Below are 20,707 nucleotides of genomic sequence, written 5' to 3' on the forward strand. Positions count from 1 at the left end.
AGTGGTCGAGTGGACGTCTCTCATCATTGCCCTGTTCGGAGGGCAGCGATATCAGGATTGACCCTGATATCTCCCTGAACTCATCGGTGGATCAACGGTAGACCCGCGCAAGGTCAATGTCTGCCCCTTGTCGTGTTCGTGTCCATCTATCGGGGGACAAGGCGTGTCATCCGACAGAACCCCTGATCAGCGGGTACTTGTCCACCAAGTCCGGGCGCACTGTTGTCTCATCGCCGCAACACGAGGTGAACAACCACTCGAGACGAAGGAACGATGATGAACGCCTCACAGCTCACCCTCTCCCAGACTCGCCTTCGCACCCGGGTTGCAGCCGCAGCCATCGGCGTCGCGGGTGCCGGCGGAATCCTGGTTGCCGGTGCCGGTGCGGCTCACGCCGGCACGGTGCCGGTGACCAATCCTTCCGAGCCTTCGGTCGCCATGACGATCACCAACCACACCGACAAGACCGAATACCTCGGAGACTCGGGCCCCAATGGTGGCCAGTGGGTCCAGGCCCCGCAGCGCAAACTCGCACCGGGCGCGTCGGAGACCGTCGTCGCGGTCGCGCCGGGTCAGACCTCACTGACGGTCAACGTGAACTATCACGTCGGGTTGTTCGGGCCGACTGCCGACTACTCGATCGAGAACATGGTAGGCAACACCAACTTGTTCAACACCGGGGTCTACAACAACAACGCCGGGCACTACATGATCGACGCCAACATCGCGTCGTCCTTCCCGAACGCCAACGTCACTTACAACCTGGCCTGACGCACCGAGCAGGGCGACGGCGATGATGCTGCCGCCCAGCCCATCTGGGCGGCAGCACCATGCACTTTTCACACTATGGAGTTGTCAAGGAAACAAGCGCGGTCCCGACGTTGGTCGGGTGCGGCAGGAATTGAAAAAAGACTGTGGGGTCGAGGGGTAGGGGTCAGGCCGCGAGTGACATGGTCCGGCGGTTGTAGGCGGGCAAGGGTCTTCGCAGCGGATCTACATCAGCCGGCGGAATCAACCACGGATGGCCATCGCTACCCATCTCGACCTCCCACTCGGTGTAATGGATTGCGCGATGGCAGGTTCGGCACAACAAGCATCCATTTCCGACCGTGGTGGTACCGCCGTTCGACCAGTAAATGATGTGGTGGCAGTCTGACCAACCGGCGGGTGCCCCGCACTTGATGCAGCACGTGTCGCGAATGATGATGGCTTTACGGACAAGTCCTGTGAACAGGCGTTTCGGCGGGCTCAAGTCGATCGGCACCTCCTGGCCGTCCAGGGTGATCGAGCTGATGGTCGAGTCACACGCCAGCATGGCGGCGGTGGCTTCGGTGATCGGACCCATCCACTCGAGCGACGCCCGGTTCGGATGGTCGGCCGGCACCGATACATTCACCTCGGTCCGCGGCGCCGAAATGAACCCATCCCCGCCGCCGCCACCGCAATCGAGCAGCTGGTGAAACGCGTCCGCCCGGATCTGTGTCTTGCTCCGCGGATCCTTGGAACCATCAGGCTGGGGCCGAGGTTTACTCCAGAAGCTCAGTGCCGAGTGCACCTTCTCGGCGATCTGCGCGTCCACATCGAACCGGCCGACCAGGCGACCTTCATTGACCTCGAAGTCAAAACTGTTGAGCGAAGGATCTTCTGCCGGCGGGGGGCCGCCGGTGTCGTCTGCGATCTGATTGCCCAGTCCGCGAGCGGTCTTCTCGACTTCTGCCGGTGGTGCCCCGGAGATAACGTGCGACAGGAGAGTGCTCTCGTACCCAGATCGTTCCTCCGTCGTTACTCCCACCTCGGAGCGTCCATCGATATGATGAAGTCCCTTGACGATGGCGTCGACGTGCTCGGTCGAGAGGAATCCATCTCGAAAATATCCGGCTGTGCGATCGAGGTTCACCAGGCCGGTGCCCACCCGTACCCAGCGGGCAGCCGCAGACGGCGCAGCACCATTGGCTTGCAACAACTTCGACGTGGTCGAGCCCGCCTCCCGCGCGACACCCAGCCTTTCCATCACCGCGGCGCACACCGACAACTGATGCTCCGTCGCATTACGCAACGTGATCAGATCCTTCACCAGCCGCAGTACACCTGCCGAATCATCAGGCACCTTCAGCTCAATCAGAGCGTCGACTGAATCGAGAACATTCATTGCACAACACCTCCCATGAGAAACCGTCAAGGATCAGTCGGCGGCATCTTCCCGGGAAGGGGCATGTATCCAGATTCGTCATCAGTGGGGCCGACTGAGTCCAATGTAACCCGTCGAACGTATGTGCGCAAGAGGTGTCTTTGATCAATTCGACTGATGTGCAACATTTTTCGTCGCACGAACAACAGGCACGAATTTGCCGATGGCAGCTTACCGAAGGCCTCTGACATCGAGAATTTCAGTCAAGGTCGGGGCAAGACCAACCGCACCGCATGATCGACAACGGCGTCGAGATCGTCTCCTAGGTTGCCGTTCAGCCATTCCTGCGCGAGCTCGGCCATCGCCCCGGTGTACATCGAGGCGCCGACCCGGGCCGCGACCGGATCGGACGCCGGTTTGATGTGTCCGCTCTCGGTCAAGACGACATCGCGCAGCAGGTCCTGGGTGAGCGCACGACGCTCGGCCAGCACGGGGTTGGCGCGGGCATCGGTGAACAGGACGCGTCCTCGTCTGGGGTCGGTGGAGCTGAACCCCAGTACGGCCTTGATGCCGGCGTGGGTGCGCGCGCGAACGGAAGGGCCGGCTGCGGTGATCGCCCGCTCGACGTCGGTTGCGAGGTCGAGGGCAACTCGGTCGTAGACGGCTCCCAGGAGTTCGTCCGTGTCGGTGAAGCTCTCGTAGAAGTAGCGGGTGTTGAGTTCGCACTCGCGGCACACCGACCGGACCGACAACGCTGCCTCGCCGCCGGACCCGAAGAGCCCGAACGCTGCGTCGACGAGCAGTGCGCGTCGTTCTGTGCGGCGGTCGTGCAACGGAACGCCGGCCCATCGGGTGGGGGAGGACATCACCACACAATAGATCGTTCTGCATTTCTTCGGTCAGGCTCTGGTCACAGCCGTCTCCAGAACCTATTCTGGTCACAGACGTAGCCAAACCACCGCGGAGGATTGATCTCATGTTGCCGGTCTTGCCCCACCAACTAGCTGGTCAATGGCTCAATCAACGGTTCGACGACAACATCCGTAAGAACTACTTCCGCGGAATGGACTTCGCAGGGCCCGAGGGCGACCCGGGCTGGTTCGGACCCGGCAGCGCAGTCTGGCATGTGCACTCCCACACGTCGGTGCTCATCTTCGGGCTACAGTGCGCGTCGTACCTCGAGCGTCTCGATCCCAGCATCTTCTGGATGGGGATGCACCACTCGCGGCTCGTGGAGAAAGACGGCGACGGTGAGGCGACCGGTCGGCTTGATCCGGCAGGTATCGCGGTTCGGCTGGGCCATTCGGTGGCGTTCTTCATCGGAACCGCCTACGGATCGACGGAGACCGCGGAGCGACTGGCACGCACCGTGCGGGCGATGCATCACACCATCAAGGGGGTTCGCCCCGATGGGCTCTCCTACGATGCGGACGATCCCGAATGGTTGCGGTGGAACTACGCCACCGTCGTATGGGGCATCGCCACCGCTCATGAGATCTACCATCCGCGTCCGCTGCGGGGCGCCGAACTGGATCAGTACTACGGTGAGTTCGTGCGCGTCGGTCATGCGCTCGGCGGTACCGATCTACCTACCACCAAGGCCGAGACGCTCGACTGCCTCAAGTCGTACCTTCCCAAGCTCGGCCTGACGCACGGAAACGCGGTGGCCACCGGCATCAACGTCACCGATCCGTTCCAGGGTGCGGTCGACTGGGCGGTCCGCGACACCATGCCGGATTGGGCTGCCCAATTGGTGATGTACAAGCCGCCGAACATCGTCGAGCGCACCGCCCGTCGCAGCGCGGTGTGGACCTCACTGAACGCATTGCAGACGGCCATGGGTACTGCGCCGGAGTTCACTGCGGCCAAGGCGCGGGTGGCGGGCGGGACATCTGTGCCGAACACCCTGCCGACCTACGAGCTGGGCACGGATCCTGTGCGCGATCGAGAGACCGTGGAAGCGACCATGGCATAGCCGATTTCATTCGTGGTGCACCGCGCGTCAGTTCCTCGTCAGTCGCACGGGCAATCCATCTGCGGGTGTCGGCCCGGTTCCCCACGTCATCAGTGGGGTGTACGACTGAGGGACAGTCCAGGCGAAGTCGAGGAGCATCCTGTGCAGGATCGCCTTCACCGTGAGTCCGGCGAAGTGCATTCCGATGCACTTGTGCGCACCGGCGCCGAACGGTGACCAGGCGTACCTCTCGAGCTTCTTCAGCGTGGCCGGATCGTCGAATCGGCCGGGGTCGAACACATCCGGTCGGTCCCACCAGGTGTCTATTCGCATGGACGTGTGGACGCTCAGAGCGATCTCGGTGCCGTGCGGGATGAAGTGACCGGCGATACTGGTGTCCGCGGTGGCCTGCCGGAACAACGTACCTGCGGGTGCATACATCCTGAGCGACTCTTTGAACGCGCAGTCGAGAAGATGTGCCGAGTTGAGTTCCTCGATGGTCGGGTCACGCGGCAGTCGGCACGCCTCCTCGCGTAATCGCTGTTGTAGCGCAGGGTCTTTGCCAAGGTGGTACAGCAACATCGACAGGGCGATGGTGCTGGTGTCGTGCGCTGCCATGAGCAGGAAGATCATGTGGTTGATGACGTCGTCGTCGCTGAACGTCTGTCCCTCCTCCGTCTCGGAGTGGCACAGCGCGGTGAAGAGGTCATCGCCGGTTCCTGCGCGCCGGTCGCCGATCGCGCCACGGAAGTAACGTTGTAGTTCCCGACGTCCGCGCAGGCCCCGGGACCAGCGGCCTGTCGGAAAAGGCTGTCGCACAATGGCTTGTGCGCCGCCTACCGCATCATCGAAGGCGCGTGTCAGGAGTCGGGCGGTGTCTCCATCTGCGGGTTCTCCGACAAAAACCTGACTCGCCATTGCCAGCAGTAGGCTCTTGACCTGGTCGTAGATCGGGATTTGATCTCCCGGTGCCCAGGTCGCCAAAGTGTGCGCGACGAGGGGTCGGGTCATGTCGAGATAGCCGGTGAGCCGGGCGCGGGTGAACGCCTGCTGCATGATTCGGCGATGGAGGAGGTGTTCGTCGAAGTCGAGCAGCATGAGTCCGCGATGAAAGAAGGGGCCGATCATAGGCTTCCAGCCGGCTTCGCTGGAGAAGACCTTGCCCCGGTCGAGCCACACTTCGTGCAGCGCATCAGGGCTCACAACCGTGACAACCCGAAACCCCACCGCGCCGGTCCAGAACACCGGCCCGAATCGTCGATACCGATCGCGTCCGAATTCGAGTGGTTCGGCGATGCTCTCGAGTGCGTGTCCGAGACCGGGCATGCCGTAGCTGCCCATCACCGGCTTGAGGCCACTGCCGGCGGGAGGCGTCGCCAGCGGTTGTGCCGTGGCCGGGTACAGCGACGTCACCCGCGCACCGGTGCGCTGCATTGCTTGAGCGAGTGTGGTTTTCGAGAGCAGGCCGGCGGTCTTCACGGTGTGGTCCTGTCGAGGTAGGCCTTGCGTCGACCGGGGTCGAAAGCGCCGGGTTCTCTTCCCCCGACGAGACGTTTGGCGCCCAGGAGAAGGTTCTCCGGCACCCCTTGCTCGACGAGACCCATCGGGGCCAGCCAGCGCGGCACCGTGACTTCTGGACGACCGTGCCGGGTGCTGGCGACGATGGCCCGTGCCACGTCCTCAGGTTCCAGGGTGGGCTGGAGTCTCAACGTGACACCGGACGTCAGGTCGGTGCGGGTGGCGGCAGGCATCACCGTGGTCAGGGTGACCCCGGTCCCGGTCAGCTCGGCGCGAATCGCTCGCGACAACGCAACAACCCCGAACTTGGAGGCGCAGTAGGTGGCCATCCCCGGAGTCGAGACCTTGCCGGCCATGGACGACACGTTGACGATATGCCCCCGACCACGAGCAATCATGCGCGGCAGCACAAGCCGGGTTCCGGTGATCACGGCACCCAGATTGATGGCCAGTTCACGGTGCAGCGCATCGAGGCCGATCTCCGCGAACCGCCCCATGAGCTGGATTCCGGCGTTGTTCACCAAGACGTCGATATCGCCACCGTCGGAGGTGGCCACCAAGAAGTCGCGAAAGCTCGACGGGTCGGTGACATCGAGATGATGCGCGTGCACGCCGATGTCCGAGGCTGTCTCGGTGGCGGCATCGAGGTCGATGTCGCCGATGGTGACGATCGCGCCGCGTGCTGCCATCGCCGCGGCAGTTGCCTTACCGATGCCGCGTGCCCCGCCCGTCACACCCACTCGGGCGCCGTCGAGGTCGATCACAGCGGACTGCCGATGGGCTGCCGCAAGGCGAAGTGCGCGATGAGGCGAACCTCTCCTGACCGCATGGTGAGTAGTGCTCGGCCGAGGTAGACCCCGGGGACGACCTCGACGATCTCGTCGCGGGTGCGCTTGATGGGGAAGGTTCGGACGCTGGGATTCTTGTACTGGGGCACCCCATAATCGAGTGCGCGGACCATCACCCGGGGCTCGATGTGGCCTTCTTCGATCGCATGGTCGAAATCGAAACCCTCCACCTCGCCGTCGCCCCGTCGCAATCCCCGGTAGCCGACAGCGACGATCGGCATCGCCAGGCGAGCGATCGGAGCGAGGCGGTTGAAGCCGGTGCCGGCCTGGAGGTCGAACGTCTTCCCTTCCCAGGTGGGATTGATGCGCATCAAGGGGTTGGCCAGGTGTGCTTCCGGGATCCCGAAGAGCTTTCCGACGATGAGTCCTTCGAGTTTGCCGTCGGGGCCGTCTGGTGCCGTACCTTCGCCGAAGAGGATCGCCAGTGCAGGCAGATCATTTCGATCGCCGAGTTCCTTGATGTATTGCCAGGTCGCGGCCCGGGCGACGGTGGGGCGGGTTCGGGCCAAGCTGCGCAGTTCGACGAGCATCGCTCTGACGGCCGACGCTTCCGGCTCGCCCGTCTGTGCCGGGTCGACCTGGTGAACCGGTGCACTCATCCGGAGCCTCCTATTCTGGTACGAATCAGTGCCAGACTGCACTGTGGGACGAAACGGTACCAGATTGTCTGGGCCCGTCAACAGGTTTATCGATCGGTGAATGCCAAACTTGCGAGCGTGACTGGTGGCGGTGAGCGCAACTATGCGGGCACGAGTGCAGCGGCTCGCGTCGAGAAGAGGCGTGCGAGCTTGCTGGATGCTGCGCTCACCGAGATGGCGCAGAGTCGCTGGCGTTCGGCGACTGTTGCGAGCGTGTGCGCCGAGGCGCGCTTGAACAAGCGCTACTTCTACGAGAGTTTCGACGATCTCGACAAGCTCGCCGACGCGGTCATCGACGCGGTGGCCGGCGAAGTGGTCGTTGCCGCCATCGGTGGCTTCAGCGCGACTGCGGGGTCTCCGCTGGACGAGCAGGCACGCGCTGTGGTCGCGACCGTGGTCGACGTACTCGGTGAGGATCGGCGGAAGGCGTTGGTGTTGCTGGGCGGTGTGTCGACGGCGGCCAGTCAGGACGACAAGCGCAGGGCAGCGATCTCAGGGCTGACGACGGTGTTGGTCGACCATGCCCGGAAGATCCATGACGTTGCGCTCGAGCGTGATTCGCTTGCCGCGACCGGTCCGGCGTTTGTCATCGGCGGAACCGCGCAAACAATCCTGTCCTGGGTGAACGCAGACCTGGCGGTCAGTCGCGAGCAGTTGATCGAGGATATTGCTGCCCTGTGGCTGGCGCTGGGGGAGAGTGCCTCCGGGATCGCACGATCGAGAATCGAGCCGGAAGAATGAGCAGCGCCGCGGCGAGTGACCAGGTGATGAGGGACACGATCAGCATGATCGCGGCGTCGGGCATCCAAAGCCGCATCACCCGAAGGTCGGCGCCAAAGAAGCTCGGCAGCAACCAGAGTCCGCTGATGATCACGATTGCGGCGACGGCTGTCGTCCAGCGCAGTACGCGTCGCGCCGGACGCCACCAGGACGCAAAGGCTATCGCGAGACCGAGTGCCGCGACTGCTGAGACCACCCAGGGAAGCGCCGTCAGCAGCGGGTCGCCGCTTGTCGCCGTCGGCGATTGTCCATCGAGTATCAGCAGCAAGTTTTCGGCGACCGAGGCGAGTGCAGGGGCCTTGGCTTCGCTGTAGGCGTTGGCCAGGACAACCACGGACTGGCCGTCCGGGCCGAGCATCACATGGGCGAAATAGCCTGGTGTGGCTCCGGTGTGGTGCACCAACGGTCCGAGATCCGACGGTGTGATCCGCCAGCCGTAACCGTAGTCGTCGTCACCGGCATCGACTCGCGGAGTGTGCAACTGTCGCAACAATTCTGGGTCGAGAACATCGGGGTCGGCGCCGGCCTGGGCACGTGCGTAGCGGGTGAGGTCGTCGAGAGTGGACGCGACGTAGCCGAAAGGTGTTCCTGATTCGTCGAATCCGGGGGAGTACCTGCGAGGCGATCCCCACCAGTAGCGATGGCCGGGCGGTAGGTCTGATGCGGCGTCGGAGGTGCTCGCGGTGTCGCGCATGTCCAGCGGTTCGAGCAGGTCGGTCCTGAGTACTTCACCGAACGGCTTGCCGTCGAGTTGTTCCACGAGCGCGCCGAGGACCAGGTAGTTGGCGTCGCTGTACTCGTATTGCCCTCGCGTGCCGGAGTACTTCAGGTCTTCTGCAGCACGTCGGACAGCGCCGGGAGCATTGTCGAACCGTTCGGCGACCGCGAGACCATCGGCGCCCGAGAACCCGCTGGTGTGGGTGAGGAGTTCCTCGACCGTGGGGGACGTGGCCACGAGCCAAGGGAGGTGATCCCCGACAGGGTCGGTCAACGCCAGGACGCCCCTGTCGACGTGCTGCATGACCACGGCGGCGGTCATCGATTTCGCCAGTGATCCGATCAAGAATGGGGTGTCCCGGGTGACCGGAGCTCCGTTGCCGTCAGCACCAGACGTCCAGTCGAAATCGGCCACCCCGGGTGACAGCACCGTGGCGGCCAGGCCCGGAATTTGCTGGTCCGCGGCTACTTCGGCCAGGTAGTCCGCGACGGCTGTGTTCCCGGCGGCGATCGCCGCGGTCGGTTCGCTTGTCGCCGGGCCGGCCGCGGTCGAGATCAGTACGGCACCGAATGTCGCGACTGCGAGGATCGTGCGGACGCATCTGAGCATGCTCGCTCATCCTTTCCAATATGTGCATATTGTTTTGAAGGCCAATATAGCCATATTGTTTCCAAGCGCAAGTGGGCTACCATCGGTTGATGGCACGAACGGCGAATCACGACGAACGGCGGGCGCAAATTCTCGGTGGGGTGCGCACCGTCGCAACCAGTTCGGGGATAGGACGGGTGACAGTCGCGCGCGCGGCGGAGGCGGCCGGCGTGTCCGTGGGGTTGGTGCAGCACTACTACTCGTCGAAAGAAGAACTCCTCATCGACACCTTCGCTTCGGTCCGTGCTGACGTGTTCACCAGGATCGACGCCGAGATCGCCCGCGCTGAGAAGCGGGGGTCGCGTATCGAGCAGATGCTGGTCGACAGTGTGGGTCAGCTGTTGCCGATCGGTGCGCGTAAGCGGGACGAGGTGTACGTCGCGCACGCGTTCGCCGGACTGGCTCTTGAAGACCCCACTCTCCGCGGGCATCTGCGAGCAGCGAATGAACAATTGCAGCAACGGGTTGCCACGGGTCTGACCAACGGCAAGGAATGCGGTGAGGTCGATCCGAGTCTCGACGTCGATGAGGCGGCCTACGCGCTGGTGGCGTTGACCGACGGGCTTGCCGCGCGGTTACTGGTCCACGCGGGGGCGGCGCAGAAGAAGTGGGCGCTCGACTCTCTCCGGGCACGCGCCCGCGAGCTGTGTCCGGGGGAGTGCGCACATCGCCGGGTGAACAGCGGTGAGGCCCTGCATCCGAAGATGCAGGGCCTCAACGTTGCCGGGCGGCACTAGCGCACGGTGGCCACCGGTTCGGGATGCAAGACCTCCCTGGAGGCATGGAGGGTGTCGTGAACTGCGCCCTTGTCGTTGTCGCGCCACACCCGTGCCCGAAGTAGATAGATCGTGGCGACCAGAGCAACCGCGCCGAAGGTGGCGAGCCCGCTTTCGCCGGCGACGTACGCCAGGTGGTCCGGGTTGGAGGCGATGACGGCGGTGGCGCCCAGGGTGAAGGCGGTGTTGGCTGCATTGTGCGCCACTGCCACGGTCCACACGGAGTGTGAGCGGTCCCAGAGGTAGGCGTAGAACACTCCGGCGAGGGTGATGGTGGCGACCACGGCCGGGGCAACGATCCAGCGGGCACCGTCGGCGTCGTAGGTGGTGGCGATCAGGATCAGCGGGAGGTGGAACAGCCCGTGGATGAACCCAGTGAGCAGTGCGGCCCGGCGCATTCCGGTGAGCTGTTGCATACGTGGCAACAGGTATCCGCGCCAGCCGATTTCCTCACCGAGGATGAACAGAGTGCCGATGCCGAGTTCGACGATGAGGTCGACGACCCAGCTCGCGGTGCCGAGGGGAGTGGCAGTGATCGAGACGAAGTCGGCGACACCGGTCAGGACCGCGGCGCCGTAGGCGAGCAGTAGCAGGACGACGGGAACCGTCAGAGCCGGCCTGAGCGCGGACCCGCCGGATTTGTTGAGTCCGAAGCTCCGCCACAGTTCTTTGCGGGAGCCCCTGGGAATGACGGTGAACGTCATGATCGCAACTGTGAGCGCAGGTATGAAGACACTGAGCACCATGTTGATCTCGGCGTCGGGCAGAGCGGTGGCCACCGCGATGGCCAGCGAGAACGCCACGGCCACAAAGGCGGTGATCTCACGGATGACTGGGGTGCGAAACATCGGGGGACTCCTGGTGGTGGGATGCGGCCCTGGTGGCCGTGTTCCATCAATCTCCTCCAGGAGGGGTGGGCCCGGCATCTGGCGCCAGGCCCCGGTTTTGTCGGCGCGTCTCTATCTGCAGACAGAGACGCGAGCATCAGGTTCGCGGTACGGCCAGTCCCGATTCGTAGGCGTACATCACCAGTTGCGCGCGATCACGGCTGTCCAGCTTGGTCAGCAGATGACTGACGTGGGTCTTCACGGTCCCGTATCCCATGTGCAGCGCAGCGGCGATCTCGTTGTTCGACAACCCTTGTGCGACGGCGAGCAGCACCTCGCGTTCGCGTTCGGTGAGTCCATTCGCCGCGCTCTCGCGAGGTGTCGTATCCGGCAGTGCGGCGAAACGTTCGATCATACGGCGGGTGACGGTGGGGGACAGTAGCGCTTCTCCGGCGGCGATCACCGTGATGGCGTCGAGCAACAACCCAGGTCTGGTGTCTTTGAGAAGAAACCCGCTCGCACCGGCGCGCAGCGCTGCGACAACGAGCTCGTCCTCATCAAAAGTTGTCAGGATCAGCACCTTGGTGCCCGCGCACAACGGATCGTTGACGATTCGCTGCGTTGCCTCGATGCCGTCCATGATGGGCATTCGGACGTCCATCAACACGACGTCCGGGGTGGTGCGCCGGCACAGGTCCCAGGCTTGTTGGCCGTTGCTCGCTTCGCCGACGATCTCTATGTCCGGTTCGGAATGAAGGAGCACCGCAAACCCGGAACGAACCAGAGCCTGGTCGTCGACAACTGCCACCGTGGTCATCAGGAGCCGTTCTCTGTGAGGGGAAGTGTTGCGTGGGCTCGGAATCCGCCGTCAGGGGTAGGGCCGGAGGTGAACCTTCCGCTGACGAGGTGGGCGCGTTCGCGGAGCCCGCTCAGGCCGTGTCCGCCGCTGTCCTGACTTGGTGCAACCGACCGTCCGCCGGGATCGGTGATCTCGATGTCCAGTTCGTCGGCGCGGTATGTCAGCTGAACATGCGCACGGGGTCCACCGTGTTTGAGCACATTGGTCAGCGACTCCTGCACGATGCGGTATGCCGCCAATTCCACTGCGGGGTCCAGTCGGGTTGGAGCGCCTTCGATCTCGAGATCGATGTCGACTCCGGCTGTTTGCACCACCGTGATTAGTCCCGGAATGTCGTCGATGCCTTGCGGCACCGGTCCGCTGACCGGATCGTCCTCCTGGCGCAGTACCCCGAGCATGGACCGTGTCTGCGCCAGCGCCTCGCGGCTGGTCTCCGCGACGATCTGCAGCGCCCGTTCGGCCGCGTCGACGTCGGTGCGGATCACATGGGCGCCCACTCCCGCCTGGACGGCGATCAGCGACATGCTGTGGGCCACCACGTCATGCAACTCCCGGGCGATACGTAGACGCTCTTCGGCGACTGCGCGGCCCGTCTGCTCACGTGCCAAGGCGGCATCGTGTTCAGCGGCAAGAAGCTGGTCGCGGTGCTGCCCTCTGCGCGCCCGGATGGCGTCGCCGATCGCCCACGCCGTGATCACCAGGGCCCAGGCCTGCAGGAGATCTGAGGTGCGGAGGTCGGGGATGTTCGCGGCGGCCAGGCAGGCGAATGTCAGGATCGTCGCGACCAGCGCGACCGCGGCATGTCGTCGTCGGCCGTATGCTGCCAGCGAGTACAGCGCGAAGAGCAGGAGTACGGACAGTAGCCCGATGTAGTGACCGGTCAGAGTGACAACCAGGCAGCCGCCCCCGAATGCTGCGTAGGCGATCGCCGGGTATGTTCTGCGCCAGTAGAGGGCACCTGTGGCGATTACAGTGCCGACGATCGCGACAGCGTCAGGACCCTCCAGGCGTGGGTCGATGTTCTCGACGTCCGCGGCGAACAGCGCACCGATCGAGAGCGCGGTGGCTGCGACCGCGATGGCGATGTCGAGGAAGGGTGCGAGTCGTCCCGCGGCCCGGGCCCACATGCCGCCCTCGTGTTGCATCACACCAGCCGATTGCTCATGTCGCGGATGCTACGCCGAGCGCGGGCTGCGCACCGACGCGCACCGAAACGTACGTCGTAGTGTCACTCGGGCAGCTGGCGCACAAATGTGACCTGAGCCACATTGACCCCACCTGCCCCAGTGAGCGGCCGAACGACAGTTCAGAGCGGGTGGAGAGTGAGTGTTACGGCGTTGCCGCGTACGCCGCAGCGAGGTCGATCCGCAACCAGCCGCCGTCGGGGCCGGACTGGTCAAGCGGGTAGCCGGCCGGGATGGCCGTCTGCTCGAGGATTCCCAGGCGCTGCTGATCAGTCAGGTGCGGGAACTTGGTCCGCAGGAGCGCAGCGGCCTCTGCCGGGATTCGGTTCTGCTGCCCGGGGTTCACCTGCGGGAGCCCGTACGTCATCAGTGCCTGGTGCTCCGACACGGCCTGCTCGGTGGTCAGGTACGGGGTATCGGTGGCGATGAACTGGGCCAGCGGCAACCCCGTGGCCTTCTCGAGTTGTTCGCGAAGTTGGGTGCCTGCCTCGTCGATCAGCCGGTCGAAGCCGGGATCGGAGAGGCGGGCCGCGGTGAGGTCCATGGCCATGAGCCTTCCGCCCATCACGTCGAGCGGGTAGTGGACGCCGAGAACGACGCGTCCGAGTCCGATCTCGCCGGCGCGAGCGATGATCTGAGGGCCGAGTTCCGGCAGCCACGACGCCAGCAGCGCCCCCTTCCAGTACCCCATGTTCGCGTGACCCGACGGGTACGAGCCGTTGCCTTCGAGCTCGGAGTAGAGGTGGCCGCCGGGCTCGTCATACCGCTTGATACTGGCCGGTGCCGCGACGAACGGTCGCGGATTGTTGAAGAACTGCTTCTCGGGCAGCGTCGTTCCCGACGGCAGACCGGCGCGAGCCAAGTCACCCTCGGCCAACGCGGCAACCTTCGGAAGCTTGCCGTCGTCCAATAGCTTCAGGAAGACGGGGCCCAGCTTGTCACCGAGCGCTGCGGCGAGCGAGACCAGGCGGTCGTCATAGTTGATCTCGATCGCGTCCTGTTGTGCCTCAGGGGTCGCCTCATTATTGATACGCACGACGGTCTGCAGGTTCTGCGCCATCAGGGCGGGGTTCTTGTCGCGCAATTTGGTGAAGCCATCCAGGACCGGCAGATACGTGCCGCCTGCCGGGAGGTCCGACGGGTACGGACCGATCAGCTGGACAGGGGTGAAGCTCTGAGGAGCAGTGTCCGCGGTGGCAACCCCGCTTACCGGAAAAACGAGGGCGACGGCCGCCAGCATCGTCAAGACGATGGACCGTGAACGCGAAAACGACATGACCAGGATATTTCCCGAAGCCGACCGCGGGCACAAGTTTACGAATCGCTGATCGGGGCGCGTACTGGGCGAACGCCGTACCGGTTACCGCGATGTGGAGCGGTATTCATCCGGTGGCAACCCTGCCGGTGCTGGACGCGGCTGTCGCTGCCCGGGTAGATGGTGGTGCCCCCTCTCGGGCTCGAACCGAGGACCTGCGGATTCAAAGTCCGTAGCAGAGGCGATAGCTCGTAGCTGTGCAACCTGCATCAACGCGCGCCCGAAGCGCCAACTATGCCCGTTGACCAGGCAGTATAGGTCGTTAGCAGTCGCTTCGGGTCGCTTTGCGGTCGGTCCCGGTCGGGCCCGAATCGCCCCCGGTCGCCGGGGTGAGGCCGGGGGAGCCTCGCGGGACCCCGTCCTGGGTTGACCGAGCGACTCTGCAGGCACGCCAAGGTCACCACCACCCTGTCGGTGTACGCGCACCTGTTCGAGGATGACCACACCGACGCCATGGCCGGGCTCGGGGCGATGGGCCAACCGCGAGGCGAGAACGTGGTACGGCTACGACGCTAGTCAAATAGGCCAATCGACTTGCCGTAAATCTCAAGTTTCTTGAGCACATAGTTCGAGATGTCAGCTGATCCCGTCGAGTTCCGCCACATGAATTCAAGGCGAATTGATTCGCCGGTTGGCAATGTGACGATGAGATCGCTGTAGTACTTCCGGTCTTTGCCGAACAGTTTCTCTGGTTCAAAGTCCGTAATTATCCCAGTCTGTTTCAAAGCGGTTGCGATGGCAATGTTTATTAGCGTGTCATTGTCTGACGCTATCGCCGTCAGGTTCGAAAAAGCCGACAAGGTGTTGCCTTTTGCCTTCGCGCCGCGACGCCCTGTGCCGAGCGTAGAGCCCTGGAGAAGTATGCCGAGCGTAGAGTCCCCAATTCGGTCAATCGCCTTGGAATCTTTGCTAGTTGACATACCTTTTTCGGTCATTAGCTGGCGCAGACTGTCGTCCGCAAACGTGCGTGCAACCGCGAGTGCGGAGAAGACGTCTAAGTAGACGACTCGGGCATCCAGAACCGTGCCCAGTATGCCCAACCGGTCTGGGAACTTCTGCAGGTCTGCGACAATATTGGCATTAGTCGACGTCATCATGCGATCGATATCGGCGTAGGCGTCGCGGCCTCGTGTAACCGCGTTGACCGCACTCTCCGCGTTCGAGTCGGAAACTACGATGGTCCAAACTCGCAGCGATTCTTGGGGCATCAACCCTTGGATGCGTTCCACATTTTTCTGAAGTTCAATCCGTACGCGGCCCAAGAATTCGCCAATTGTATCGCTACGGACTGCTAACTCATCGGCTCTCTCGACGCTCAACCCCAGGTTGTAGATAGATGCACCCTGATTGAGTGCGCCGATTGTTTGATCGGCGATCTTGATAAAATCAGACTTAGGTGGCCCGGTAAACAGGTGGAACTCATCCTCGAAACCCAGCAGTGCCTTCGCTCCGATGCTGCGAGCTATGTCGGTGAGCAGTTCCACCATATTGTCGGTGTTGACCGGCCATACCAGGAGGCTTGTGCGCCCGGCTTCGGACCGGACGAAGTTGTTGGCCGCGTGAAGGTAGCTCTCGATGGACTCGCGAGCCACCTCACCCAGAGCTTCGCGACCTTCGACGATCACGAGCCGAGGGTTGTTAGTCGCGGGCAATTCGCGCAGCGCTACCGTCAGTTCTTGCTGGCTGTCGACCGGCACGATGTCAATTTCTCGAAAGAGATTTGCCGTCTTGGCGAAGGTTGACTTCCCGGCACCCGACACGCCTTTCAGGATCATTAACCCCCCGCGCTCTGCAGAGCGTATCTCGAGGAATCGCTCGTCGATGGCGCTGAGGCTCGCTTCGACTGGTGTAACAACGCCGCGGAGGGTTGCGGCGTCTTCAGTGGCGAGCGCCTCAAACCTGTCGGGTACTCGAAGGATCTCACGTTCCGCAGATGTCACCCGAGCATTCTGACACGAGGAACGCGGTGGCTACGGAAGCCCGCCATCAGGTGGAGTGTGTGGGGAGTGTATTAAGTGTCGCGGAGATCAGGCGTTCGACGGCCAAAAAACTTCTTTACCGGCGGCGATGATGGAGCCGATGACGGAAATCGAACCCGCGTATGCAGCTTGGGAAGCTATTTCCGGGTTGAGGCGGCTGTTCGAGTATTCGCAGCTAGACGCCTAGGCTGGTCTCGCGTTTCGCCTGATCAAGGCTACATTTGAGGGCGCTTCGGGTACGTCTTCGGACGGTTCTCGACCGGCTCGGGACGGGAGCAAATCGCTTCAACTGGAGGCCCCTGCGCGGCCCGCAGTGACCCTAAGACTCTAGGGCTGGCAGGTATTCGGGGCAGTAGTACTGAACCGAGAAGTACACCAGGCTCCCGGTGTCAAAATCTGACCAGCCGTTGACCCCGCTGGGGGCTGATGCACGGTGCTCTTTGTTCAGGCCCGACTTGACGTAGAGGGCAACAGACGCGTTGGTCGCGCCGATCTCGAACATTTCGCAGATGGTTCCCGCCCACGTTTCCGGCTGGACCGCGAGTAGCTCGCCGTTGCCGTATCCCGCCACTTCTCGGCGAAAGCCTTCTGGGTCGGCGTCCGTGCCTTGCGTAGCCGAGGCGGTAGCGGGCGTCGCACTTGGTGCGCTGCTTGTGCTCGTCGTGGTGGTCGAGCCGCCTCCGCAAGCGGACATAGCCAGCACGAGAACGCCCATGAGGGCTGAGAGAAGCTTCGGTCGCATCGTGTGAAGTCCTATGGTTTGGGACCCTCTGTCGTGGTCGCGTAGGAAGCATACGACACCAATAGAGCCCTTGAACTGCGGACACGACGATTCCGCTCTGGACCTATGCGCGCTAGACGTATGGGGTTGGTGTGCCATGACTGCCGCCTCGAAGCCACCCCTGAACTCAACGCTGGGTGCGTTTGGTGCGCGCGTTCGGGCGAGGCGGCTCGAGCTTGGTTGGAGCCAAGAGGTAGCCGCACAAGAGATCGGTGTCCACTGGACCCATCTAGGGCAGGTCGAGCGCGGGCAACGAAGCGCGCGGGTGGAGAACATCCTCCGGATCGCTGCTGGCTTGCAAACCACGCCAGGGCAGCTGTTAGACGGGCTACCTAGAACAGAAAACTAGCGTGCGAGGCTGAGGGCGATGCGCGCTGTACTATCGGAAGTGCGTAGTCGCCGGAGGCGGCTCGCGTCGTACGTCGTGTAAATGCAGCGCTGAGCGCGCAACTCCCGAGGCTAGTGGCCCGGAGTGAGCACACCCCCTCATTTCAATGCCCTATGCCAGGAGTATTCATGTCTCACAACGGTTTTGATCCGTTCAACTACAGCCGACCCATCTTCGGTGCCGAGCCTCGCATCAGCCGAGGCATCTCGTCTCAAGGTGACGCGCTCGTCTCAGCCACCGCCGACGGAATCGACCTCAATGTCATCTGGGATGAATGGATCGATGTACTCGCTCTGTGGAATGAAGAGCGGACGTCGATTGCGTCGCTGCTCAGCTACTTCACCACCCTGCGTGGCGAGGCTGTGCCGCAGACGTTGTCGCAGATGAAGTTTGAGGAGGCGTCAGAGTTCGGTGTGCCCGCTTCGGGCCGGGCTACCGCGACGCCACTTGAGCTTGGTTACCCGTTCACCGACTTCGATCTGCGCCTCGCGACATCATGGAAGTTTCTGCGAGATGCCGACTCTCGTCAAATTGCGGCTAACCTCGCGGAGGCGATGGAAGCAGACAACAGGCTCGTAACCGGGTCGGTCCTGCGCCGGTTGTTCGATCCGGAACCTGGCATGAACGACGATGGCCGGAAGGTCTACGGGTTGTATACCGGCACGGACGGCGTGACCCCGCCGCCATACATGGGGGTGGAGTTCGCCGAGTCCACCACGCACTACTTTACGACCGAAACCCCAGTGCTGGATAGTCGCGACATCGAGAGTGCGATCAAGGCGATCACCTCGAAGGGCTACGGCCCGGCGGCAGGTGCGCAGCTGGTCATCCTCTGCAGCGAGTTCGAAGCGGACGTCATCAGCACCTGGCGGCGCGGCGAGCCCTCTCGTGACGCGACGGCTGCTGAGCTGACGACCGACTCTGGGGCGACCGGCCCGATCGCCAAGTTTGATTTTGTTCTGAGTGCCAGCGCCCCGGCGTACCTGACCGAGGAGACAATCGTTGGTCAGCAAGCGCCGGGCACGTTCAATGGCCTGCCGGTTTACGGGAGCTACGGTGAGGCGCTCATCATCAAATCCAACGTCATCCCTCCGGGGTACGTCGCCGTTGTGGCGACGGGTGGGCCGGGAAGCGACCAGAATCCGCTCGCTATCCGCCAGCACCCCAACACCGTCTACCAAGGTCTTCGAATTATCCCCGGTGCCGGGAGCTACCCGCTTCAGAACAGCTACCTCCAGCGATCCTTCGGTGTGGGTACCCGTCGCCGAGGCGCTGCGGCAGCGATCCAGGTCACCAGCGGCTCGACGTACACCGCGCCGACGTTCGCGCTCTAGCCCCAACAGGAACGCTCAAACGGCCACCCGTCATCGTGCACAGGCGCGGTGCGGGTGGCCGTTCCGCACTCCAGAGGAGTTCGCATGAAGAACGATGACCGAGACTCTGAGTTCTCGCTTGTAGATCGCCGACTCCGCCCTGGCCGTGACGCTGCGGTCGCTGCGCCGACGCTTGATGGCGGGCGCTACCGTGGCTTGTCGCCATCAGAGCCGACCGACGACACGGAGCTGCATCAGCCGCTCCGACGGCCGGCCACGGTCCCGCTGCCAAAGAAAATTCGTCGCCCTCAGATGCCCTGAGCGCCGTTTCGAAGAACGGCCCGGTATGGGGGTACCCGAAATTGACCCTCAGAACTCGTAAGGTGTTGGCCTGCTGAGCCTTCGGCGGATCGCCCTCGAGTCGGATGCGCTATAGTAGAAGACGTCTCCGGGGGACTCGGAGACTGCTTCGATAGGTACCTGAAGCAGGCAAATGCCCTCCATTAGCGAACGAACGCGCGTCGCAAGGCGTTGGTGAAGCCGCCCCTCAGGGGTGAGAAGCCAGCGTAGCGAGGATAGGGCGAGCCGGGTAGGCCGCGTCACGCCCAGGGTCAGCTAATCAACCTTGCTGACTGCCGATCTGTGCCCATTCCGGGTCGGCGCCAACCCGAGAGGACGAACGGGCATGTCCGTTACGCCAAGCAACCTGAAAGACGAACCGCACACTGACCGGATGTTGCGGGGTGAGGATGGGGTCGCTGAATACCTGACCGGTATCTGTATACCCACCACGCCGCGCTTCGTTAAGACCATCTTCGAACGCGGAGAACTGCCCTACTACGTGGTCGCGCGCCGACGATTCGCGCGCGTCGGTGACGTCCTGAACTGGCTAGAGTCGACAAAGCGGAACGCCACAAGTGCGGGTGACGGGCGATGAGCAGCCGATTCAATCCTCAACGTCGACAACGGCTCATCGATAAGTTTGGAATAGCTCGCATCCGCGAGCAAGACTGGACCGGCCACCCTGCAATCGACGCCGACGAAGAGAGCGCCCTGCTCACCAGACGCCTATCGCCGGGAGCGTCCGCGGATCCCATCATCAGGCGGTTGTGCCGGGAAGACTACGACAAGCCAGTGACGTTGGCGGATGGCGAGCTGTTGTTCGGGGCAATGGACTACCTGTACTCAGATATGTCCCGACGCCGCGCCGCCCCGTGGTGTGCTGGCGGCTACTCGGATAGCGAGCTGATTGACCGAACCGAATGCCGGTTCTTGGATCCTGAGCGGATCGATCGGTTCGCTGAGTTTCTCGGTTGGTCAGCGCATGGCCGACCCGGACAGGTAGAGGTCGTTCTCCATGACAAGGAGGCGCCAGTGGAGCGCGGCGACCAAGGACAGGAAACGTGCATCGCGTTCCCGGTTCTGCCCAGCACCGAGGTGGACGTACCCGACGACTTTACGATGGACCGGCCTGCGGTTGGCGAAGATACCGAGCCCAACTACGCATGGTCGGTTCAACGGCTGGTGATGCGGTTGATGTCGCTGTTCGCAACTGAATGCCGCTTCTGCACAACAGTATCCCGCCTACCGCGTGAGCGGGGAGCTTACCCCGACGTTGCCCTGGTTGTCGGTCGGGGGCAGCGGGTCCATGTGTTCCCGGCGTGCCAGTCGTGCAAGTTTGAGATCGAGCGCCCGTACTACGAAACCGAGGCCCTGGACCCGCGTGTTCTGACGTTCATGGGCAATGACGGTTTTTTCGAGCAGATCGGCCACCCCGAAGAGAAGTACTACTGACGCCGATACGCCTTGCTGGATGCGGTGGGCCGGGTTTCTCGCAGTCACCACGGTTCAACCTGACCCACCGCCAATCCAGAGGGCGGCGCTCCTCACGAATTCCACTGTGTCGCAGAAAGAATACGCAAATATGAGTATATCGTACGATCCCGATAGGCCGTCGACCGAGAGTGAACCAAGAGTCGAAGTAGATTCCTACGAGTCGCCTACTAGCGACGGTGCGCCCTCGCTCGTTAATCCGCCGAACGGACCCGCCGAG

The 20,707-nt window shown here is 63.2% G+C and carries 20 protein-coding genes; 8 read left to right on the forward strand and 12 right to left on the reverse strand.

Annotated elements, in window-relative coordinates; all coding sequences use genetic code 11:
* The first annotated feature begins 276 nt into the window (after positions 1 to 276).
* Positions 277 to 771, forward strand: coding sequence for a hypothetical protein (locus BH683_RS17555; RefSeq protein WP_084837732.1), 495 nt, complete (start codon positions 277 to 279; stop codon positions 769 to 771).
* Between the two features lie 163 nt (positions 772 to 934).
* Here BH683_RS17555 and BH683_RS17560 read toward each other — a convergent pair whose 3' ends face one another.
* Positions 935 to 2,149 carry an HNH endonuclease signature motif containing protein gene (locus BH683_RS17560; RefSeq protein WP_084837571.1) on the reverse strand — a complete coding sequence of 405 codons (1,215 nt, stop codon included), beginning with the start codon at positions 2,147 to 2,149 and terminating at the stop codon, positions 935 to 937.
* Positions 2,150 to 2,391: 242 nt separating this feature from the next.
* Positions 2,392 to 2,994, reverse strand: a complete 603-nt coding sequence (locus BH683_RS17565) for a TetR family transcriptional regulator (RefSeq protein ID WP_084837733.1) — start codon at positions 2,992 to 2,994, stop codon at positions 2,392 to 2,394.
* 110 nt (positions 2,995 to 3,104) lie between these two features.
* Between BH683_RS17565 and BH683_RS17570 the strand changes: the two genes are divergently transcribed.
* A complete protein-coding gene (locus BH683_RS17570) occupies positions 3,105 to 4,103 on the forward strand; it encodes an oxygenase MpaB family protein (RefSeq protein ID WP_084837572.1) in 999 nt (332 codons plus the stop codon).
* Between the two features lie 27 nt (positions 4,104 to 4,130).
* On the opposite strand, the gene BH683_RS17575 is transcribed toward BH683_RS17570, so the two are convergent.
* The 3 genes from BH683_RS17575 to BH683_RS17585 are packed head-to-tail and all read right to left on the reverse strand — an operon-like array spanning position 4,131 to position 7,047.
* Positions 4,131 to 5,516 (reverse strand): cytochrome P450, encoded by a 1,386-nt coding sequence (locus tag BH683_RS17575; protein ID WP_084837734.1) that lies wholly within the window; start codon positions 5,514 to 5,516, stop codon positions 4,131 to 4,133.
* A gap of 41 nt (positions 5,517 to 5,557) precedes the next feature.
* On the reverse strand, positions 5,558 to 6,364 hold the full coding sequence (locus tag BH683_RS17580; protein WP_084837573.1) for an SDR family NAD(P)-dependent oxidoreductase: 807 nt from the start codon (positions 6,362 to 6,364) through the stop codon (positions 5,558 to 5,560).
* Entirely contained in the window at positions 6,361 to 7,047 is a 687-nt protein-coding gene (locus tag BH683_RS17585; RefSeq protein WP_084837574.1) for a hypothetical protein, read from the reverse strand. Before BH683_RS17585 ends, BH683_RS17580 begins: the two co-directional genes overlap by 4 nt.
* Before the next feature lie 117 nt (positions 7,048 to 7,164).
* Here BH683_RS17585 and BH683_RS17590 point away from each other — a divergent pair, with 117 nt between their 5' ends.
* The gene (locus tag BH683_RS17590; RefSeq protein ID WP_168187069.1) at positions 7,165 to 7,827 is read left to right on the forward strand and encodes a TetR/AcrR family transcriptional regulator; all 663 of its coding nucleotides are present in this window, start codon (positions 7,165 to 7,167) and stop codon (positions 7,825 to 7,827) included.
* On the opposite strand, the gene BH683_RS17595 is transcribed toward BH683_RS17590, so the two are convergent.
* A complete protein-coding gene (locus BH683_RS17595; protein ID WP_084837576.1) occupies positions 7,727 to 9,193 on the reverse strand; it encodes a serine hydrolase domain-containing protein in 1,467 nt (488 codons plus the stop codon). The genes BH683_RS17590 and BH683_RS17595 overlap by 101 nt on opposite strands.
* An 89-nt stretch (positions 9,194 to 9,282) precedes the next feature.
* Between BH683_RS17595 and BH683_RS17600 the strand changes: the two genes are divergently transcribed.
* Complete coding sequence (locus tag BH683_RS17600) at positions 9,283 to 9,969, forward strand: TetR family transcriptional regulator C-terminal domain-containing protein (RefSeq protein WP_143696076.1); 687 nt, start codon at positions 9,283 to 9,285, stop codon at positions 9,967 to 9,969.
* Here the strand turns inward: BH683_RS17600 and BH683_RS17605 are convergent.
* The 4 genes from BH683_RS17605 to BH683_RS17620 form a co-directional block, all read right to left on the reverse strand.
* Entirely contained in the window at positions 9,966 to 10,856 is an 891-nt protein-coding gene (locus BH683_RS17605) for a type II CAAX endopeptidase family protein (RefSeq protein WP_168187070.1), read from the reverse strand. The two genes, BH683_RS17600 and BH683_RS17605, sit on opposite strands and share 4 nt — an antisense overlap.
* A 136-nt stretch (positions 10,857 to 10,992) precedes the next feature.
* Complete coding sequence (locus BH683_RS17610; RefSeq protein WP_084837579.1) at positions 10,993 to 11,652, reverse strand: response regulator transcription factor; 660 nt, start codon at positions 11,650 to 11,652, stop codon at positions 10,993 to 10,995.
* Positions 11,652 to 12,839, reverse strand: a complete 1,188-nt coding sequence (locus BH683_RS17615; protein ID WP_084837580.1) for a sensor histidine kinase — start codon at positions 12,837 to 12,839, stop codon at positions 11,652 to 11,654. The genes BH683_RS17610 and BH683_RS17615 overlap by 1 nt, the downstream gene beginning before the upstream one ends.
* Positions 12,840 to 13,023: 184 nt before the next feature.
* On the reverse strand, positions 13,024 to 14,154 hold the full coding sequence (locus tag BH683_RS17620) for a phosphatase PAP2 family protein (protein WP_210405235.1): 1,131 nt from the start codon (positions 14,152 to 14,154) through the stop codon (positions 13,024 to 13,026).
* Between the two features lie 405 nt (positions 14,155 to 14,559).
* Between BH683_RS17620 and BH683_RS28725 the strand changes: the two genes are divergently transcribed.
* Positions 14,560 to 14,709, forward strand: coding sequence for a hypothetical protein (locus tag BH683_RS28725; RefSeq protein ID WP_168187071.1), 150 nt, complete (start codon positions 14,560 to 14,562; stop codon positions 14,707 to 14,709).
* Here the strand turns inward: BH683_RS28725 and BH683_RS17625 are convergent.
* Both BH683_RS17625 and BH683_RS28440 read right to left on the reverse strand, forming a co-directional pair.
* The gene (locus BH683_RS17625; protein ID WP_084837581.1) at positions 14,706 to 16,133 is read right to left on the reverse strand and encodes a hypothetical protein; all 1,428 of its coding nucleotides are present in this window, start codon (positions 16,131 to 16,133) and stop codon (positions 14,706 to 14,708) included. The two genes, BH683_RS28725 and BH683_RS17625, sit on opposite strands and share 4 nt — an antisense overlap.
* A 358-nt stretch (positions 16,134 to 16,491) precedes the next feature.
* Complete coding sequence (locus BH683_RS28440; protein WP_143696077.1) at positions 16,492 to 16,887, reverse strand: hypothetical protein; 396 nt, start codon at positions 16,885 to 16,887, stop codon at positions 16,492 to 16,494.
* Positions 16,888 to 17,050: 163 nt separating this feature from the next.
* Here BH683_RS28440 and BH683_RS17635 point away from each other — a divergent pair, with 163 nt between their 5' ends.
* The 3 genes from BH683_RS17635 to BH683_RS17650 all read left to right on the forward strand — a co-directional run bounded on the left by BH683_RS17635 (position 17,051) and on the right by BH683_RS17650 (position 20,448).
* Positions 17,051 to 17,302, forward strand: coding sequence for a helix-turn-helix transcriptional regulator (locus BH683_RS17635; protein WP_084837583.1), 252 nt, complete (start codon positions 17,051 to 17,053; stop codon positions 17,300 to 17,302).
* Between the two features lie 167 nt (positions 17,303 to 17,469).
* Positions 17,470 to 18,675: a hypothetical protein gene (locus tag BH683_RS17640; RefSeq protein WP_084837736.1), complete on the forward strand. Its 1,206-nt coding sequence runs from the start codon at positions 17,470 to 17,472 to the stop codon at positions 18,673 to 18,675.
* A gap of 912 nt (positions 18,676 to 19,587) precedes the next feature.
* Positions 19,588 to 20,448 carry a hypothetical protein gene (locus BH683_RS17650; protein ID WP_084837585.1) on the forward strand — a complete coding sequence of 287 codons (861 nt, stop codon included), beginning with the start codon at positions 19,588 to 19,590 and terminating at the stop codon, positions 20,446 to 20,448.
* Positions 20,449 to 20,707 lie beyond the last annotated feature (259 nt).

Origin of the sequence: Williamsia sp. 1138, assembly GCF_002095435.2 — a bacterium.
In the GTDB taxonomy this organism is placed as follows: Bacteria; Actinomycetota; Actinomycetes; order Mycobacteriales; family Mycobacteriaceae; genus Williamsia.

Bases quoted from the DNA above. Each gene is read 5' to 3' on its own strand.
- BH683_RS17555 (WP_084837732.1), top strand. From the start codon at position 277: ATGAACGCCTCACAGCTCACCCTCTCCCAGACTCGCCTTCGCACCCGG.
- BH683_RS17560 (WP_084837571.1), bottom strand. From the start codon at position 2,149: ATGAATGTTCTCGATTCAGTCGACGCTCTGATTGAGCTGAAGGTGCCT.
- BH683_RS17565 (WP_084837733.1), bottom strand. From the start codon at position 2,994: ATGTCCTCCCCCACCCGATGGGCCGGCGTTCCGTTGCACGACCGCCGC.
- BH683_RS17570 (WP_084837572.1), top strand. From the start codon at position 3,105: ATGTTGCCGGTCTTGCCCCACCAACTAGCTGGTCAATGGCTCAATCAA.
- BH683_RS17575 (WP_084837734.1), bottom strand. From the start codon at position 5,516: ATGCAGCGCACCGGTGCGCGGGTGACGTCGCTGTACCCGGCCACGGCA.
- BH683_RS17585 (WP_084837574.1), bottom strand. From the start codon at position 7,047: ATGAGTGCACCGGTTCACCAGGTCGACCCGGCACAGACGGGCGAGCCG.
- BH683_RS17595 (WP_084837576.1), bottom strand. From the start codon at position 9,193: ATGCTCAGATGCGTCCGCACGATCCTCGCAGTCGCGACATTCGGTGCC.
- BH683_RS17600 (WP_143696076.1), top strand. From the start codon at position 9,283: ATGGCACGAACGGCGAATCACGACGAACGGCGGGCGCAAATTCTCGGT.
- BH683_RS17605 (WP_168187070.1), bottom strand. From the start codon at position 10,856: ATGTTTCGCACCCCAGTCATCCGTGAGATCACCGCCTTTGTGGCCGTG.
- BH683_RS17610 (WP_084837579.1), bottom strand. From the start codon at position 11,652: ATGACCACGGTGGCAGTTGTCGACGACCAGGCTCTGGTTCGTTCCGGG.
- BH683_RS17615 (WP_084837580.1), bottom strand. From the start codon at position 12,839: ATGCAACACGAGGGCGGCATGTGGGCCCGGGCCGCGGGACGACTCGCA.
- BH683_RS17620 (WP_210405235.1), bottom strand. From the start codon at position 14,154: ATGTCGTTTTCGCGTTCACGGTCCATCGTCTTGACGATGCTGGCGGCC.
- BH683_RS28440 (WP_143696077.1), bottom strand. From the start codon at position 16,887: ATGGGCGTTCTCGTGCTGGCTATGTCCGCTTGCGGAGGCGGCTCGACC.
- BH683_RS17635 (WP_084837583.1), top strand. From the start codon at position 17,051: ATGACTGCCGCCTCGAAGCCACCCCTGAACTCAACGCTGGGTGCGTTT.
- BH683_RS17640 (WP_084837736.1), top strand. From the start codon at position 17,470: ATGTCTCACAACGGTTTTGATCCGTTCAACTACAGCCGACCCATCTTC.
- BH683_RS17650 (WP_084837585.1), top strand. From the start codon at position 19,588: ATGAGCAGCCGATTCAATCCTCAACGTCGACAACGGCTCATCGATAAG.